Consider the following 17,962-nt stretch of genomic DNA (forward strand, 5'->3'; position numbering starts at 1 on the left):
GTCTGACTACTTTTTCTTTGAAGCATCTTCTCAAATCCCCTTGACAACTGCCATCCAAGCTTAACTTGTTACGAATGGATAGATATTCTGGGTTTTGCTGAGTCACGGTATGAATCAACTTTTATCGGAATTTACAAAACTCACCCGACTTGGCTTATAAAAACTCCGAAATCGGGAATTGATACCTGTATTCAGCAACGCCACAAAAATGGAAAACTGGCAGAATGTCAACTCTAACTGATGAACTTCTGCCAGTATATTGTAGATATTGATCAATCCTCGAACCAACTCTGAATTTCGCAAACATCCTGCATAAGAATTAGCGTTCATCGGTGGTTCAAACATCCCCGAAATCCCCACCAGCTTTGCCCCCCTCAAAGCCTTAGAAGAACAGCCAGATGCCTTGCTATACGCTTATATATGCGGTCACCGGTGGTAGTGGGGAATAGAGCGGAATGTGGTATTGGGCGATCATTGCACAATCGGCTAAATAGTCATTCCCCAACTTCGATAACAACAGTGGGAGAGTCGGAGAGAGGGAGAATTAGGAAAATCTTCCTTTATTCTCCTGACTACTGACTACTGACTGCTGACTGCTGACTAATGTGCCCAGAGAATCACACCAGCTTCATAAGGACTGCTGAGATTATCGTGCTTGGGCAAAACACGCAACGACAAACCTTGCAAACCGCTAGAAGTATAAGTAATGTCAGCCGTATAAAGGCTAGCATTGTGAGAATCTTCTCCCAAATACTCCATCACCACCGGCACGCCACCAATGATATCGCCGTTAGCATCAACCGAGCCTTGATAAAGTTCAACTTGCACGTCTGCAGGCGTCAATCCCATCAGATTAATCCGAGATTTAACAGATATCGACTGATTGACCTTAACTTCTTTATCCTGCGAAATATCAACAGCCTCAATCTTAATATCGTGCCATTTCGCGAGAACGTGCTTCTTCCAGTGAGACAACTCCTTGGCCGGAGCGCAATTATCCGAAGTCATAGTGTGGTAGCGATCGCTCACCGGGAAATATGCCCGCCGCGCGTAATCTTTCACCATCCGAGCAGTATTGAACAAAGGACAATTCAAGCGAATCGAATCCTTCATTTTCTCCGTCCAACCGCGGGGAATGCCATCAGCATCCCGGTTGTAAAACAGCGGTACAACTTCCTTTTCCATCAAGTCGTACAAAGCATTCGCCTCGACATCATCCTGATACTTAGTATCTTCGTAAAATTCCCCATGTCCGATCGGCCAACCGGTACGAACATAATCAGCCTCATCCCACCATCCGTCTAGAATGCTCAGATTCGGCAAACCATTCATCGAAGCTTTCATCCCGGAAGTACCCGAAGCCTCACGCGGGCGGCGTGGAGTATTCAGCCACACATCGCAGCCAGACACCATCATCCGAGCAACGTTAATGTCGTAGTTCGGTAAAAACACCATCGAGCTCATCGTCTCGTGCTCGCGGATGAAGTGAACGATATCCCGAATCAATTCCTTACCCGGAATATCCATCGGGTGAGCCTTCCCAGCAATCACAAACTGCACCGGGCGATTTTGATCCCGCATGATCCGCATGATTCGATCGACATCGCGCAAAAACAGCGTCGCCCGCTTGTAAGTAGCAAAGCGGCGGGCAAACCCGATCGTCAGCACCTTGGGATTGAGAGCTTCCCGCGCGTGTTCGATTTCCGTTTGGGCCGCACCGCGCTCACGCAAAGTCTTTTGCAGCCACTCCCGCGCGAACACCACCAACTCCGATCGACAGCGTTCGTGATTGCGCCATAGTTCCTCATCAGGAATCGACGAAAGCCTGTCCCAGAGACGATCGTCCTTACCGGTCATTTCCCAGTCCGGGCCAAGGTATCGATCGTACAACTCCTGAGTAGACTTCGCCACACAACTGCGAGCGTGAACCCCGTTGGTAATCGAAGTAATCGGTACTTCTTCCTGGGGCAAACCCGGCCACAAACCCTGAAACATCGGGCGCGACACCACACCGTGCAAAGCCGCCACCCCGTTGACAAAACTCGACATTTTAATTGCCAAAATTGCCATATTCAGAGGTGCGGACAAATCGCCAGTATTCTCCCGGCCCAATCCTAAAAACTCATCTTGCGACAAGCCAAACATCTTGGGATACTGACCGAGATAGTGCATCACCATATCCGGCTCGAACAAGTCAAACCCAGCAGGTACCGGCGTGTGAGTCGTAAACATACTGCTCGAAACCACCACCTGTTCCGCTTCTACGAAACTCAGGTGATATTCCTCCATCAGCATCCGAATGCGTTCCAAAGCCATGAAAGCCGCGTGGCCTTCATTCATGTGATAAGCCGTAACTGTCAGCCCCAATGCCTTGAGCATTTTCACGCCGCCGATGCCCAGCATGATTTCTTGGTGCATCCGCAGAGTTTTATCACCGCCATACAGTTGGTCGGTAATATCTTGGTCGTAGCGACTATTAGGTTCAATATTTGTATCCATTAGGTACAAAGGAACCGTTCCCACTTGTACCCGCCAAATCCGGGCGTACACCTTGCGGCCGGGATAGTCTACCTCAATCCGCAATTCCGAACCGTCGGGATTGCGTTCTGGGTGCAGCGGCATATTGTAGAAATCGTTGAGCGGATAGCGTTCTTGCTGCCAGCCGTCGGCGTTGAGATACTGCGAAAAATAGCCTTCTTGGTAAAGCAGGCCGACACCGACTAAGGGCAAGCCCAAATCGCTAGCTGATTTGAGGTGGTCGCCTGCGAGCACACCCAAACCGCCGGAATAGATCGGTAGGGCTTTAACTAAGCCGAATTCCATCGAAAAGTAAGCGTAGCATTCTTGCTGCTCGGTGCCGCGCTGTTTGCGGTACCAGGCACGGTTTTTGAGATAATCGTCTAACTGCTGGGCTGCTCGGTTCATTTGGGCAATGAAGCCTTCGTCTTCTGCCATTTCTTGCAGTCGCTCTTGAGATATGGTTCCGAGCATCAGCACCGGGTTTTGGTTGCTGGAGTCCCACAGGTCTCGATCGAGGCGGCGGAAGAGGTCTTTGGTATCGACGTTCCAGTCCCAGTGCAAGTTGTAGGCAAGCCTGCGTAGGGGTTCGAGAATTGTCGGTAGCGACGGGGAAACGTTAAATGTGCGAATTGGCTGCATAGACAAAGCCTTTATGTTGGGGTAGCGATATTTTCCTCTGTCTTTAGGTACAAGTCCGTTATTCTGCACACTATTTTAAGTTTTAACCAGTTTATGCACGATGCCATCCAGACGAAACGGAAGCGCAGGTCGTTCGATGTGAGCGAACTGGCCGTTTTCGGCTGCGATAACTGTCGCAAGAATGCCTTGCCACCAGACCATCACGACTGGACGGCGATCTGTCTTGAGTGTGGCAACGAGTTTTCCTACAGTGGCTGCTCGTGCGAGGGGTGCTGCGGCGGGACGTATGCGGGTTTCGGCGGTGGTCGCACGACTTTTTACGTGTAACGTTCGCAGGACTTGCACGCAGCGTTACAACCTCACGCAGTAGTAAGTCGCGACCCAATTAAGCAATTTGCACTTGTCGCAACTGAGAATTTACCAATAGTTTGCTAGCATCGCCAGCGGATAGTGCAGGGCTGAAATAATAACCCTGAATTTCTTGACAGTGGAGTTCGCGCAAACACTCCAACTGCTCTTTAGTTTCTACTCCTTCGGCTACCACGCTCAAGTTCAAATCTCGCCCCAGCGTCGCTACAGCCTTGGCGATCGCCCGTTCGCAGGGATCAGTCGTCAATCCGCTGACAAAGGATTTATCTATTTTTAGGATATTCAGGGGAAACTTTTTGAGATAATTTAGAGAACAATAACCCGTGCCGAAATCGTCCAGCGCAATTTGCACTCCCATATTCTGCAACTCCCTGAGAACTTTTGTGGTATAATCCACATCTTGCATGGCTGTAGTCTCGGTAATTTCTAACTCTAAATACTGGGGTGCTAAACCGCTTTTTTCCAAACATTTCGCTACCATTTCTAATAAATTAAATTGCTGGAACTGCCGAGCCGAAACGTTGACTGCTACCCGCAAATCTGGCTGCAAAGCATCCTGCCAAGCCTTATTTTGAGTGCAGGCTGTTTGCAGCACCCATTCCCCAATAGGTACAATGAGTCCGTTCTCTTCGGCGATCGGAATAAATGTAGCGGGAGTAACTAAACCTAATTGTGGATGTTGCCAGCGTAGCAGAGCTTCCATGCCCTGAATTTGCCAAGTAGTGATGTTGACTTTGGGCTGGTAGAAAACCTCAAATTCTCCCTGTTCTAAAGCCTCGTGCAGTCTGTGTTCTATAGTTAGTAAATGGCTGCCGTGGGGATTAAGTGTTGAAGTATATAACTGATAGTTATTTCTTCCCATTTCTTTAGCGTAGTACAAGGCAGCATCGGCATTTTTGACTAATGTTTCGGCATCTTCACCATCATCGGGATAAAGGGCAATGCCGATGCTGCTGCTGACATGAAACGGTTGTCCTTCTAGTTTAAATGCTGGCTTTAAATTGTTGAGTATTCTTTGAGCTGTTTTAACTGCATCTTCTAAGCAATTGATGTCGGGAAGCAGTATGGTAAATTCGTCGCCTCCCCAGCGGGCAACCGTGTCAGTCGATCGCAAAGTGTCGCTGATGCGTCCGGCAAAACCTTCTAACAGGCGATCGCCCGCAGCGTGACCTAATGTATCGTTAATCTTTTTGAACCTGTCCAAGTCTAAAAACATCACAGCCAGCATTTTTTTTGTTTGTTTAGCTTGTTTTAAGGACGCCAGCAGCCGCTCGTTAAAAAGTATCCGGTTCGGTAAACCGGTGAGTTGGTCATAAACAGCTTGATAGCGAATAATTTCTTCAGCTTGCTTGCGCTGAGTGATATCCATCATCGTGCCGATCGCCCTTACAGCTTTGCCACTTTCATTGCGGATGATATAGCCGCGATCGAGCACAAAAACATATCCCCCGTCTGCACGGTGAAAGCTGTATTCTTCCGACCAACATTGAGCGTCTGAGTTCATTGTTTGGTTGAAGCTTAACATCACTCTTTCCCGTTCTTCGGGATGAATATTTAGCCACCATGATTCTAACTCTATAGTCTGAGTTTCGTTGAGTTTGTATCCAAAAACTTTTTCAAATTCTGCGCTCAACCAATACTCATTTTTTAACAAATCAAAATCCCATACGGCGTCATTTGTCGCCCGCGTCAGCAGGTGAAAACGTTCTTCACTTTTGCGGAGTTTTTCTTCGGATTGCACCCGTTCCGTTACATCCCTAAAGCTGAATACTCGACCAGTAATTTTGCCTCCCGTGCGCTGGGGCAACGAGTAGCGCTCGAAGATTCTGCCATCTGTCAACTCGATGAGATCGTAACTTTCTGCTGCAGGGCGATCGGACAATTCTTTAGCACGGTTGAGAAATATTTCCGGGTATTTTAACTGGTTGATTTCAAAACCCAAAATTTGGTTATTATCTCTAGAATTCACCAGCAAATCCGGCAACTGCCACATTTCGGCAAATTTACGGTTAAAGCTAACAACTTTTCCTTCACTGTCAACCGCCAGAATACCGTCAGCCGTAGATTCAATGGTTGCTTGAAGCAACGAAAGAGATGTTTCTAGTTCTAACTCTGCTAATTTGCGATCGCTGATGTCGAACGCTGTGATTAATATGGAGGCTTTTTTTTCAAATTTGATAATATCTACAGTTGCTTCAATCCAGCGCATTTCTCCGGTTTTCGTGAGAATTATTAATTCATATTTTGAGCCTGGAATTGAGCGCGCGTGGCTGAATTTACCCCAATTTTTAACTATTTCTAGAAAATCTCGATGAATTAAGTCGTATAAATCCAATGCTAGTAATTCTTCGCGAGTATATCCTGTCAGAGCTTCTGTCCGAGCATTGACATAGCGGAACTGTCTGCGGTGATAGATAAATGCAACAGCATTCACAGTTTCTATCAGTTGGCGAAACTTTTTTTCACTGCGCCGCAAATTTCTTTCAGCCCTCTTGCTATCAGTAATATCTTGTGCTATATATAACTTGCCGCTGACCTTGCCTTGACTGTCGCGAATAATTGAAATAGAAAGCAGTATAATTATTTTTTTTCGCTGTTTAGAAAGGTAGACTTTTTCCACGTTGTGGACAGAACCTTCGGCTGTTAAACTTCCTAAATCTAACTCCGGGGCTGGTGATTCACTTTTCTTAAAAAGTCCGGCTATTGGTTTGCCTAACAACTCTTTTTTAGAGTATCCCAAAAGTTGACAGGTAGCTTGGTTTAACGACAGGATATGACCGCCGGGGGTGGTCGCAATTATCGAGACGTTCATTTCCTCGCAAATATCCAGGGCATATTCGGCAGTTTGCTGCAAATCTTGGGTCATTTGGGCAATAGTATGCCAGATATCCTGTTCTTTTTTTGGATACAACACTTTTTCTCCTTTTGGTAGCTTGTCATTCTCGGTTTCAGACTTCGGCTTGATTAACCTGATCGTCTTGGATAAGCTATTTACTGTTTTACACCTGATTAATAATGAGATTAGTACACAAATAAAAATCAGGTAATAAGCGATTGTTTTTAATCTAATAGTAGCTTCTTTTCTAGGAGTTTCCTGAGATTCTATATAATTGTAATTCGGTAATTTTACTGGCTCAATTTGGGATAAGTTATCCAAAAATAATGGGGCGCTTGCAGAAGTAAGGGGGCGGGCTGCCGATCGCAAATAGCTATGTTTCTGAGACCGAACCAAAATCCCTTCTACAGGGCGAGTGCCAGCTTCATCTCCTAGACTTGTCGGTAATATTTTTGGATTAATCCAACATTCCACACCAAAAAGAGCAACCGCGAAAGATCCCACAATTAATTGAAAAATTCTTTTCATTTGCTCCAGCTCCTAATAATTTCAAATAAATCTTTTTATGCGCCATAAATCTAAAAAAAATTAGCCGAACTTTTTCTACCCTGGGCCAACCCAGCCACCATTAATTTATGTGGATTTGTAAATTAAATTTTACCAAGCTAATAACTGAGCTTTATAACTAATTACAATTTTAATCTTAATTTAAAATGTGTCATCAGCCATTGTGCCACAAATTATCCGCCATTCTGCCTAGACACTGGGTGGAAGCGCGCTAAAATTAGATAATTCCCGCAAGCAGGCGACCGGGATTTGTTAGAAAAATAAACAATTAGCTTAAAATCCATGCAGAGGTCCCCTAATTGAACCCATGAGTCAGACCATCCCAGAACTCCAAAAAGAAGTCCGCGCGCTGCAAGCAGAAGTTACCGCCCTGCAAGAGTGGCGGGAAAAACTTGGCGTACAGCGCTCTGAGTGCCGAGTGGCAGTCAGTTTTCCCAAAAATAATACTCCTGAAGCCATTGCCGAGTTCCACCAGCAAACTGCTGCTTTTGGGGAGCAGTGGTTGCAGCAAATCCAGGAAATTGACCGAGAGACTAAAAATATTGAAAAGCAACTGCAACAAAAACAGGCTTTACTCAATTACAAGCAAGGTGAACTAGAAAAAATACTGGCCGGAGAGCACTGGCAAGAAGTAGAAAACACTGTTCAAACCGGGGAAAAGCGCTTGCAAGCACAAGCTCGCAGAATCAATCAAGTCGCAGCGCAGCTAGAGGTAGAAATTCAAGCTTTGAAAGCACTGTACGACCAACTAAATCCGAGTTATTCCGAGTGGTTTCAACAACCAACTCAAATAGTCAAATTTTCTGCAACAACTATTCCTTACGCTGTTCCAAGCAGCAGCGGCTTGATATTGGAAAATAAGGAGATTGAGTGGGAAAAAAAGTAGTTTAAACTTGTAAAATTTAAAGGTAAATTAGTGATTTGAATGTCGCCGTCGAACCATCTAATAAGCAAGACAGATTCGACGGCAACATTGCAACGCATTTTCCTGCTTTTTTAGATAAAAAATACAAAGCTGCCTCTGGCGCAGCTAATTTTAAGATTTTTTAGTTTCTTTTTTTGAAACAGGTTTATTTTTAACTCTGGTGTCAATCTAAAATCTAAAATATAACTGTTCTGGACGCATCAACCGGGTTTTACGAAAAGACTTTGTTGCAGCCCTCGCTTCCGCTAAAACACCCGGTTGATGAGAGCGAGAAGTGCGTAAGCTGTGTCTAAAATCTCAAATAGACTTACTAATGAAACAATTGATTTGGATAGCGCTATTTATTCTGGTTGCGGTGACGGCTGTGGGTTGGCGTTCTGACTCGTGGCAGCGGTTTTCGGGTGTACCCGAATTAGGGATCGATCGCAATATCCACACTTCCCAAAACCCGTCTCCCTTACCGCTTCCTGCTGAAAAAAATGCTTTTTCTCTGCCTCAAATTGACCAGTCCCGGTTGTGGAAACACGTCGAGACTTTAGCAGGAGAACGCGAGGGAGAACGAGCTCGCTCTTTTACTAGAGACTACATTTCCCAGCAATTGCAAACATTAGGATTTTCCGCAGATTTGCAGCCGTTCGATCGCGGAATCAACGTCTTCGCTGAGAGAAAAGGCACTGACTCAAACGCGGGTGCAATTTTAGTGGCAGCACACTACGATACTGTACCAAACTCCCCAGGCGCTGACGACAATGCGACGGGAGTTGCAGTAGTTTTAGAAGTAGCAAGATTGCTGGGTTCTCGTCCCACGCCTCGGACATTGCAAGTAGCTTTTTTCGATAGGGAAGAAATGGGACTTTTAGGCAGTTTAGCATTTACAGGTAGCGACGCGCGGTTAAAAAATTTGCAGGGAGCGATCGTCCTAGATATGGTAGGTTATGCCTGCCGCACGCCCGGATGCCAGCAATATCCCGAAGGATTGACAGCGCAACCTTTTCTAGAAGCATCGGGGGTAACTTCTCCCGACAAAGGCGAGTTTATCGCTGTGATTGGGGATGCGGAACATCCGCTGCTATTGAAAAGTTTTGCGGAGTCTGGAAAAGCCGATTTGCCGCCGGTGGTGGCGCTGCCGGTTCCCCTGAAAGGGTTGCTGACTCCCGATGTTTTGCGGAGCGACCACGCGCCTTTCTGGTATAAAGGAATTGGTGCTGTGTTGGTGACGGATACTGCAAATTTGCGATCGCCCCACTATCACCAATCTAGCGATACATTAGCCACTATCGATCGACCTTTTTTCGCCGGTTCTGCTCAAATTGTTGTTAATGCCGTGGCTAAATTATTGGAATTAGGTAATTAGTAATTGGGAATTGAGCATGGGCAATTGGGAATTGGGGATGGGGCAGGGGGCATGGGGCATGGGGCATTGGGCATGATGACTGTTATTGAGACTGCCAACGACCCACTAATAACTAATGACTAATGACTAATGACTAATGACTAACAAAGAAACCCTGCAACGGCATTTACTGCAACTAGACAATCGAGGCTACAAAGCCTACAAAGACATTCAAGGTAACTACGACTTTTCTGAATTCACATTAATTATTGATTACGTGCAGGGAGATCCGTTTGCTTCTCCCAGTAAATTTAGAGTCATAGTTCCGCCAAACATTGCTCAAATTCCCCGCGAACATTTCAACTCTCGCAGTCGAGAAATAGCCTTGCGAGATTACCTGACTCGCCAGTTTGACCAAGCAGCACACAGCATCAGCAGCAAACGCGGTACTGGGAAAAGCGGTATGATTGCAGTGACTCGCTTCGGGCAAGAAGTTTTAGAACGAACTTCCGCATTTATCATTTCCTCAAATACATCCGATATCGAAGATTTAGGAGGAGTTGAAGTGCGATTTGCCGTCGGACTTCCAGCGGGTGGGCGCAGTATTTTAGGGCGACAAGCTGCTGAAATGCTGTGCGAAGATATTCCGCAAATTGTCCGCAAGTCTCTGAAGTATGCTAACTTAAATGCTGGGGAATGTCGCCGTCACGTTGAAACTGTAGAAGATGCTGACTGGCTGCGGGAACAGTTAGCTGAAAAAGGATTAGTTGCGTTTGTGGCTAACGGTTCTATTTTGCCCCGCCGCACGGGTGTTGACAACAGTCCTTTGTTAAATAATGCTGTGGCTTTTCAGTCGCCGCCCTCATTAAAAGTTAAGTTTAATTGTCCGAATCGCGGTTTGATTTCCGGTATGGGTATTCCCGCTGGCATTACTTTGATTGTTGGCGGCGGCTATCACGGCAAATCAACTTTACTCAGGGCGATCGAGTTGGGAGTTTACAACCGAATTCCGGGAGATGGTAGGGAATTTGTGGTGACTAATCCGGCGGCGGTTAAAATTAGAGCAGAAGATGGCAGAAGTGTGGCGGGAGTGGATATTTCGCCTTTTATTAACCACTTGCCACAAGGTAGAGATACTGCACAATTTTATACTGAAAATGCCAGCGGTAGCACGTCGCAAGCTGCTAACATTATTGAGGCTTTGGAAGTGGGGAAAATGCCTGTTTTATTGGTGGATGAGGATACGGCGGCGACGAATTTCATGATTCGCGATCGCCGAATGCAGGAACTCATCGCTAAGGATAAGGAACCGATTACGCCGTTTATTGATAAAGTGAGACTATTGTATGCAGATTATGGCGTATCGACTATTTTAGTCATGGGGGGAAGTGGCGATTATTTTGAGGTTGCAGATACTGTGATTTCAATGGATAACTTTCAAGCATATAATGTGACTGAAAAAGCTAAAGAAATTGCTAAAAATTACTCGATTAGCCGTGCTGCCGAAGGGGGAAAATTTTTTGGTGAGATTACTCAAAGAGTGCCGATTCCTGCTAGTTTAGATCCGAGTCGGGGACGGCGAGATGTGCGGGTTAAGGTGCGAGATGTTGATGAATTGGCTTTCGGAACTGAGGATATTGATTTGGGTGCTGTTGAGCAAATTGTCGACAGCGGACAGTTAAGGGCGATCGCTGCGGCAATGGTTTATGCTAAGCAGCAATACATGGACGGAAAACGCACTTTGTCGGAAATCATAGATTTGGTGATGGCAGATATTGAGGCGCAGGGGATGGATATTTTATCCTCTTTTCCTGAAGGGGATTTTGCCATGTTTCGGCGGTTTGAATTAGCGGCGGCAATTAATCGGCTTCGCAGTTTGTCGGTTGTTGCCAAAATGACTGTTGACGGTTGACTGTTGACGGTTGACTGTTGACTAATGACTAATGACTAATGACTAATGACTAATGACTAATGACTAATGACTTCCACTTTTTGATATGCTGACAAAAGTGAGTGCAAAAACCGCGATTGAAGTATGACAGGCAATATAGGACAACTGACAGCTTTAAGCGATCGACCTTATATAGTATTAAGCAATCAAGGCGAGGTTTTACAGTTAGAGTTAAAACAGCAGCAGCACGTATTGGGGCGCGATCGCACTCGTGCTGATTTAGCCATTCCCGACCCCTGGCGCGCAGTTTCCGGCGTTCACGCTGTTTTGCGCCAAATTGGGGATAATTACTGGATTTACGACGGTGACGGGCAGCGGCCGAGCACTAATGGCTTATTTGTCGATCGCACTCGCATCACTCCCAATGACGGTTATTGTCTGAAAAACGGCACAGAAATTAAAATCGGTCTCGATCCTCAAAATCAAGTTTTGCTGACTTATTTTAATCCGCTGGCGAATCAGGTTGCAGTCCCTAGCCAGCAGTCAATTCTTCTTAAAAATCGGTCGGTTTTGTTGGGCCGCGATCCAAACGCTTCGCTGCAATTAGATGCGCCGCTTGTTTCTAGACGCCACGCGACAATTGACCAAGACAGTCGCGGCAATTATATTTTGCGAGACTACAGCGTTAATGGGGTTTTTGTTAACGGTCAGCGAGTCACAAATTCTATACAATTGTCCGAGGGAGATGCCATTCGGATCGGCCCGTTTACTCTAACTTACCGCAGCGGTGAGTTGCAGATGCAAGACTCCGGCCATCAAATTCGTTTGGATGCTGACAGTCTGGTGATTCCGAAGCGTTTGGATAACATCACTTTGGCGATCGAACCGGGCCAGTTTGTGGCTTTAGTCGGCGGTAGCGGTGCGGGTAAATCTACTTTGATGCGGACGCTTTTAGGCATCGAAAAAACTACTAACGGCGCTGTGTTTCTCAACGGTGACAACCTGCGCCAAAACTTCAATATTTACCGCAATCAAATCGGTTACGTGCCTCAAGATGATATTGTGCACGCAGATTTGACTGTAGAAGAAGTCTTGAGTTATGCAGCTAAATTGCGCTTACCTCCCGATACAGATGTCAAGCAGGTAGTCGCAAAAACTTTAGAAGATATTGAAATGACTCACCGCCGCAAGGCTTTGGTAAAACAGCTTAGCGGCGGACAGCGGAAGCGGGTCAGCATCGGAGTTGAACTGTTAGCAGACCCGAAACTTTTCTTTTTAGACGAACCGACTTCAGGACTCGATCCGGGTTTGGATAAGAAGATGATGCAACTGCTGCAAAAGTTGGCAAATCAAGGCCGGACGGTGATTCTGGTGACTCACGCGACGGCAAATATCACGATGTGCGATCGTATTGTGTTTATGGGTCGCGGCGGACGCCTTTGTTACTTCGGCCCACCTAGGGAAGCGCTCGATTTTTTCGATGTCAAAAGTGGCGATTTTGCAGACATTTACAACGAATTAGAAACAGGAGAAAGCAACGTTCAAAGCTGGGCAGAAAAGTTTAATAAATCTCCCTACTATCAGCGCTATATTGTCAACCACTTCAGCACAGGCCAGGCTAATGCAAAAATACCTTCTGCACCTTCTGCACAAAAATCTCAATCTTTTGTAAAACAACTCGTTTTGCTCGCTCAGCGCTATTTTCACCTCGTTTCCCGTGACTTAGTTAACTTAAGCTTAGCTCTTTTAACAGCCCCGATAGGCATTAGTTTACTGCGGCTTGCAGTCAGAGATAAAGACCCATTAATTGGCGAACCGGAGGCAACTTTAGCACCTTTAGCACTCAGAGTTTTATTTGTATTTACCTGTGCAGCTATTTGGGTAGGACTGGCAACTTCTCTGCAAGAAATTGTTAAAGAATCTGCTATCTATTTGCGCGAACGTTTGGTCAATTTAGGATTGTTTGCTTATTTAGGTTCAAAAATTTTTATACTTTCTGGTTTGGCTGTATTGCAAACTCTGTTAATGGTAGGAGTTATTCTGATTGCTTTTAAATCCCCTGAACCGAGTTTTATTTCCTGGTCTGTGGGAGCAAGTATTACCACATTCCTAACTTTGATGAGCTGCATAAGTCTCGGATTAGTCGTTTCCGCGATTGTTAAAAATAGCTCTCAAGCTAATAGCGCTTTGCCTCTCTTATTGCTGCCTCAGATTATTTTTTCTGGAGTTTTGTTTAAGATGGAAGGTGCGGCGAGCAAGTTTTCTTGGCTGATGTTAAGCCGCTGGTCTGTGGGTGCTTACGGCTCTTTAGTTAATGTGAATGGGATGGTTCCGCCGCCTACTACATTACCGGATGGGAGTACGCTTCCTCAGCCGTTTGAGCCTACTCCTGTTTACGATCCTACCTGGGAGAATTTGAGTTTAAATTGGGGTATTTTGTGCGTGCATATTTTCCTTTATTTGATGTTGACTCTGTGGTTGCAGAAGCGGAAGGATATTTTATAATTAAAATTACGCACTTTTAACTCACAGTTCATTATCCAATCAGATGGGGGGAGGAATAAATGTTAGTTAAAACCAAGGCATTAGTAGAAATCGCTGCATCGCCTGAAGTAGTCTTTGATTTTGTTACGTCCCTGTCAAATCTACCCAAAGTCTTTCGCGGATACGGCCCAATTCCAGCAATTATTAAAGCTGAGATGGCAGATGGTGGAGAGATGCGTGAAGGCGGCGTGCGGCGGATAGAAAATTCCGACACTTCGGTGATTGATGAAGAAATCATTACTTTCAAAAAGCCAGAAAGACAAACCTACCGACTGGTTAGAGGGTTTAAGTTTCCGATTTCTCTACTCATTGAGTCTGGTGGCGGAGATTGGAATTTCACTGCTACAGCAAAGGGAACTCGGATTGATTGGGAGTTTTATTTTATGCTGACTTCTCCGGTATTCTATCCCGTTGGGTTGTTGATAGTTCAGGTTTTTATGCAAAAAGCTATGCAGCAGTGTTTAGATAAAATTCAAGAATATTTGGCTAACCCCAGCGAAGAGATTGTATGAATTATTGGCTAATGAAGTCGGAACCGGATGTTTATAGTATTGCGAATTTGAAGCACGATCGCACTTCCATTTGGGATGGCGTTCGCAACTATCAAGCCCGCAATTTTATGCGAGAAATGAGTCGGGGAGATTTAGTATTTTTTTACCATTCTAATACTAAAATACCGGGAATTGTTGGCTTAGTGCGCGTCGTTGAAACTGGAATTGCTGACCCGACTCAGTTCGATATAAATAGCGAATATTATGATGCTAAATCGCAGTTTGATGCACCTCGCTGGCAAACTGTGAGAGTTGAGTTTGTTGAGGAATTTGCTAAGTTAATATCCTTGGAGGAACTGAAACAAAAGTTTAGCGCTGATGAGATTTTGCTGGTGAGGAAAGGCAATCGGTTATCGGTGATGCCGGTGTCTGAAGGTGCTGCTGAGAAGATTTTGAAGATGACATAACTATAGCTAAGTAGGGTGCGTCAGCAGAGCATTATTTTTTCAAAGATTTATAAGCTTAAAGCTGACGCACCCTACAATTATTAACTAAAGACCGGCCGCACAAACAGCCGCACCAATTAACCCTACATTGGGATTCAAAACCAATCGAACTGGCATCATTTCTAACAGCGAATCCATCCGGCCTTTGTGCGTAAACGCTCGCATAAAACCCCCTTCTAGAATCAGCGGCAAAATCTTAGCAGCGATGCCGCCAGCTACGTACAAACCGCCGTAAGGTAACAGTGTCACAGCCAGATTTCCCGCCACTGCACCGTAAGCTTCTACAAACATTTGCATAGTTTGTTCCGAAAGCCGATCGCACTTTTTGAGTGCCGCCTGTGCAATTGTCGCCCCCGGATCGACAGTTTTTTCAGTTTTCCCTATTTCTGACTCCCATTTTTTGATAACTTCCCCTACCTCCGGCGATTCAGGAGCAAACTTTCTGTCCCGCAAAAACTGGTAAATTGAAACAATCCCTTGTCCCGAAACTACACGCTCGATCGATATTCTTTGAATGTCGTGTTTTGCTAACAAATATTTCAGCAATTCAAACTCCAACTCCGAACGAGGAGCAAAGTCACCGTGTCCCCCTTCCGAAGAAAAAACCTTGATGCCATTTGCATCGGGAACGGCAAAACAATTTCCCAAACCAGTCCCCGCACCAATAACAGCAATTGGATCGTGTTGGCGGGGTTTTCCGACTTGCAAAATGTGCAAATCTTTAGCATCCAAACCCCACACCCCGTAGCCAACCGCAACAAAATCATTAATTAAAGTGACGCGGGATATTCCTAATTCTTGTTCCAGACGCTTCGCATCTAGCCTCCAAGGCAAATTAGTCAGTTTTGCAGTGTTGTTAACCACCGGGCCTGCGATCGCAAAACAAGCTTTTTCAGGCAATGGCGCAAAATCCAATTTCGTAGCAGCTTCCGTCAAAAACTGCTGCACCATCGGCACTAAATCGGGAAACTCCCCGCTCGGATATCGAAACTCGTAAAGAGCGTTCATTTCACCGTTAACAGTCCTTTCCACTAACCGCAAAATTGTCTTAGTTCCGCCAATATCGCCCGCTAATAATAATGCCATAAATCTCTTTTTCCACCAAAGATAACATTCCCCATTTAAACACCCACAGTATTAATTGCCAACCAAGCCCGCAGCACCTCAGCCACAGTCCAAGCTTGAGCCGTGCAGCCTCGCGGCGAGTGAGGGGCATCGCCCTCAAAAATTTCGCCCAGACTGCCAACTCCGCCGCCCCTTATATGATGTGCCATCGGTTCGAGGAATTCGCTCGCTTGTGCTGGATCTTTGTATACGTGTAAGTGCGCTAAGACAAAGGGGCCAATCAGCCAGCCCCAAACTGTGCCCTGGTGGTAGGCGCTGTCGCGCTGCAATTGGTCGCCTCCGTATGTGCCGCGATATTGCGGGTGCTGCGGCGAGAGGCTGCGGAGGCCGACAGAAGTTAGAAGCTGTTGAGCGCAGGCGTCCACCACGCCACGCTGCTGGATGGGCGTCAGTAACGGTGTATAGCGGGTTTCCTGGCGCATCCCCGCTGACAAGGAGTTGGCGGAGTGAGGAGGAATCGAGTCTAGGGGCAAGGATACGGCGAATATTTGGTTGGGCCGCAGCGAGGCATCGTGTCCGTCTAAACCGTCGAGAACGTCGTAACAGTAACCGGTTGAGGCGTTCCAGAAGCGAGGAAATCCGGCGGCTGTTCGATCGCCCAATTGCTGGTATTCATTGTGAGGCTTGCCCAGTTTTCGAGCAAAACTTGCCATAGCTTGTATAGCATTGTACCAAAGCGCGCTGAGTTCGATCGGCTTACCAATCCGAGGCGTCACCACCCAATCCCCGATTTTCGCGTCCATCCAAGTCAGTTGCACGCCGATTTCGCCCGCGTAGATTAAACCGTCATCGGGATCGACGCGGATATTATACCGAGTTCCCTGTATGTGCCAATCAACAATCTCACATAAAGTAGGCCAGAGTTCGCTCAAAAGTTCGTCGTCCCCCGTGGCATCAATATAAGCGCGAATTGCCTCAAAGTACCACAGCGTGGCGTCTGCGGTGTTGTATTCCGGTGCGCCGCCCGCATCCGGGAAGCGGTTCGGCAGCATTCCCCGATCGACATACCGCGCAAATGTCCGCAAAATCGAGCGCGCAATTTCCCATCGCCCGGTACAGATTGTGAGACCGGGTAGGGCGATCGTCGTATCGCGCCCCCAGTCGCTGAACCAGGGATATCCGGCGATGATCGTTTTGCCTTGAGATTCCTCCGGTAGCGGGCGGCTGACGATAAATTGGTCGGCGGCGAGCACTAAGTGATTGATCCAGTCGGGAGATTCGCTCAGTTTTGACCAGTTTTGCAGCAGTTGTTGGTCATAAGTGCGGCGCTCTTCTAAAGCTGTACCGCCGTTGAGTTCGGTATTTTTCTCAGTGCTCGCGATCAATGTGAGAGAACTTCCCGGTGCGATCGTCATGTGAAAAGTCGCCGCGTGCAAGTGATCCTCGCAGTAGTCCAATCCGCGCCGCTTTTCGGCTGCTAGGTCAAATCCGTAATGCCAATTGTATAAAGGCGTAGAAACTCGAAATTTCGCCTCTGGTTCGGCATCTGTCAGCAGGTACAGGGGTGCAGACTTGGGAAATGCAGTTACGCAAACCCCGCGTTCCAAGGTTTGTAGGTTCATCTGCCAGTCGCCGACGCTCGTCGTGTGGTGGTAGTCGCGATAGTTGATCAGGGCTTTGACAGCGAGGGCGATCGGTTGTGAGGCGCGGTGCAAGCGGTATTGAATATATGTTGTGTTAGCACCTTGCTGCATCCAAATCCGCTTTTCCAGGATAGCGTCGGCGAAAGCAAACCTCCAAACAGGCGTCGTGCCTTCTAGGTGAAAGCTTTCAATGTATTTGTAGCCGTGGGGTTCCATCGTCGCGTCGGCCCAGCGGTTTGTATAAAGCGGATATGCGCGATCGTGATACACAGCCGTCTCGTCCAGCTTGGCGAGCATCAAAGTGCGTCCCAGCGGGGGTTTGAGGGCGGCTATCAGCAAGCCGTGATAGCGGCGGGTGAGGAGATTTGCGATCGTCCCGCTAGCGTAACCGCCGATCCCGTTTGTGACCAACCACTCGCGAGACTCCGCCGAGTCAAGATTGCAGCAGATTTCCCGTCCAAAAGCCATAACCATAAAATCCACACTCGCGCTGATTTTTGACCTATCTTTAGGTAGATTTTCGACATGATATCAACCAGAAATATTAACGATTTCAGACCGTTAATTTGGCGATCGCCCCCGTGCGGATTCATGCTCTAATTTAGACATAACTAACTGCTACTTTTGCCCGTT

General features: G+C 46.7%; 11 protein-coding genes. 6 read left to right on the top strand and 5 right to left on the bottom strand.

Annotation, left to right across the window (positions count from 1 at the left end):
* Positions 1 to 114 precede the first annotated feature (114 nt).
* The 3 genes from QUA90_RS06355 to QUA90_RS06365 form a co-directional block, all read right to left on the bottom strand.
* Positions 115 to 345 (bottom strand): hypothetical protein, encoded by a 231-nt coding sequence (locus QUA90_RS06355; protein ID WP_333080410.1) that lies wholly within the window; start codon positions 343 to 345, stop codon positions 115 to 117.
* Positions 346 to 600: 255 nt separating this feature from the next.
* The gene (gene glgP, locus QUA90_RS06360; protein ID WP_333080523.1) at positions 601 to 3,159 is read right to left on the bottom strand and encodes an alpha-glucan family phosphorylase; all 2,559 of its coding nucleotides are present in this window, start codon (positions 3,157 to 3,159) and stop codon (positions 601 to 603) included.
* Positions 3,160 to 3,544: 385 nt separating this feature from the next.
* Positions 3,545 to 6,892 carry an EAL domain-containing protein gene (locus QUA90_RS06365; RefSeq protein ID WP_333444445.1) on the bottom strand — a complete coding sequence of 1,116 codons (3,348 nt, stop codon included), beginning with the start codon at positions 6,890 to 6,892 and terminating at the stop codon, positions 3,545 to 3,547.
* A 346-nt stretch (positions 6,893 to 7,238) separates the two neighbouring features.
* Between QUA90_RS06365 and QUA90_RS06370 the strand changes: the two genes are divergently transcribed.
* From QUA90_RS06370 to QUA90_RS06395, 6 genes are all read left to right on the top strand, one after another.
* Positions 7,239 to 7,817, top strand: coding sequence for a hypothetical protein (locus QUA90_RS06370; protein WP_333390145.1), 579 nt, complete (start codon positions 7,239 to 7,241; stop codon positions 7,815 to 7,817).
* 352 nt (positions 7,818 to 8,169) lie between these two features.
* Positions 8,170 to 9,210 carry a M20/M25/M40 family metallo-hydrolase gene (locus QUA90_RS06375; RefSeq protein ID WP_333444447.1) on the top strand — a complete coding sequence of 347 codons (1,041 nt, stop codon included), beginning with the start codon at positions 8,170 to 8,172 and terminating at the stop codon, positions 9,208 to 9,210.
* Between the two features lie 136 nt (positions 9,211 to 9,346).
* Positions 9,347 to 11,101 (top strand): ABC-ATPase domain-containing protein, encoded by a 1,755-nt coding sequence (locus QUA90_RS06380; protein WP_333444449.1) that lies wholly within the window; start codon positions 9,347 to 9,349, stop codon positions 11,099 to 11,101.
* A 123-nt stretch (positions 11,102 to 11,224) separates the two neighbouring features.
* On the top strand, positions 11,225 to 13,585 hold the full coding sequence (locus QUA90_RS06385; protein ID WP_333444451.1) for an FHA domain-containing protein: 2,361 nt from the start codon (positions 11,225 to 11,227) through the stop codon (positions 13,583 to 13,585).
* A gap of 59 nt (positions 13,586 to 13,644) precedes the next feature.
* Positions 13,645 to 14,136: an SRPBCC family protein gene (locus QUA90_RS06390; protein ID WP_333444453.1), complete on the top strand. Its 492-nt coding sequence runs from the start codon at positions 13,645 to 13,647 to the stop codon at positions 14,134 to 14,136.
* Positions 14,133 to 14,582: an EVE domain-containing protein gene (locus QUA90_RS06395; protein WP_333324300.1), complete on the top strand. Its 450-nt coding sequence runs from the start codon at positions 14,133 to 14,135 to the stop codon at positions 14,580 to 14,582. The genes QUA90_RS06390 and QUA90_RS06395 overlap by 4 nt, the downstream gene beginning before the upstream one ends.
* Positions 14,583 to 14,666: 84 nt before the next feature.
* Here the strand turns inward: QUA90_RS06395 and QUA90_RS06400 are convergent, their stop codons facing one another.
* Together QUA90_RS06400 and QUA90_RS06405 are read right to left on the bottom strand one after the other, a co-directional pair.
* Positions 14,667 to 15,707, bottom strand: a complete 1,041-nt coding sequence (locus QUA90_RS06400; protein ID WP_333324302.1) for a glucokinase — start codon at positions 15,705 to 15,707, stop codon at positions 14,667 to 14,669.
* 35 nt (positions 15,708 to 15,742) lie between these two features.
* The gene (locus tag QUA90_RS06405) at positions 15,743 to 17,803 is read right to left on the bottom strand and encodes an amylo-alpha-1,6-glucosidase (RefSeq protein WP_333444586.1); all 2,061 of its coding nucleotides are present in this window, start codon (positions 17,801 to 17,803) and stop codon (positions 15,743 to 15,745) included.
* Positions 17,804 to 17,962: the final 159 nt, after the last annotated feature.

It is taken from the genome of Microcoleus sp. D3_18_C4, assembly GCF_036702355.1.
GTDB lineage: Bacteria > Cyanobacteriota > Cyanobacteriia > Cyanobacteriales > Microcoleaceae > Microcoleus.

Bases quoted from the DNA above. Each gene is read 5' to 3' on its own strand.
- QUA90_RS06355 (WP_333080410.1), bottom strand. From the start codon at position 345: ATGTTTGAACCACCGATGAACGCTAATTCTTATGCAGGATGTTTGCGA.
- glgP (WP_333080523.1), bottom strand. From the start codon at position 3,159: ATGCAGCCAATTCGCACATTTAACGTTTCCCCGTCGCTACCGACAATT.
- QUA90_RS06365 (WP_333444445.1), bottom strand. From the start codon at position 6,892: ATGAAAAGAATTTTTCAATTAATTGTGGGATCTTTCGCGGTTGCTCTT.
- QUA90_RS06370 (WP_333390145.1), top strand. From the start codon at position 7,239: ATGAGTCAGACCATCCCAGAACTCCAAAAAGAAGTCCGCGCGCTGCAA.
- QUA90_RS06375 (WP_333444447.1), top strand. From the start codon at position 8,170: ATGAAACAATTGATTTGGATAGCGCTATTTATTCTGGTTGCGGTGACG.
- QUA90_RS06380 (WP_333444449.1), top strand. From the start codon at position 9,347: ATGACTAACAAAGAAACCCTGCAACGGCATTTACTGCAACTAGACAAT.
- QUA90_RS06385 (WP_333444451.1), top strand. From the start codon at position 11,225: ATGACAGGCAATATAGGACAACTGACAGCTTTAAGCGATCGACCTTAT.
- QUA90_RS06390 (WP_333444453.1), top strand. From the start codon at position 13,645: ATGTTAGTTAAAACCAAGGCATTAGTAGAAATCGCTGCATCGCCTGAA.
- QUA90_RS06395 (WP_333324300.1), top strand. From the start codon at position 14,133: ATGAATTATTGGCTAATGAAGTCGGAACCGGATGTTTATAGTATTGCG.
- QUA90_RS06400 (WP_333324302.1), bottom strand. From the start codon at position 15,707: ATGGCATTATTATTAGCGGGCGATATTGGCGGAACTAAGACAATTTTG.
- QUA90_RS06405 (WP_333444586.1), bottom strand. From the start codon at position 17,803: ATGGTTATGGCTTTTGGACGGGAAATCTGCTGCAATCTTGACTCGGCG.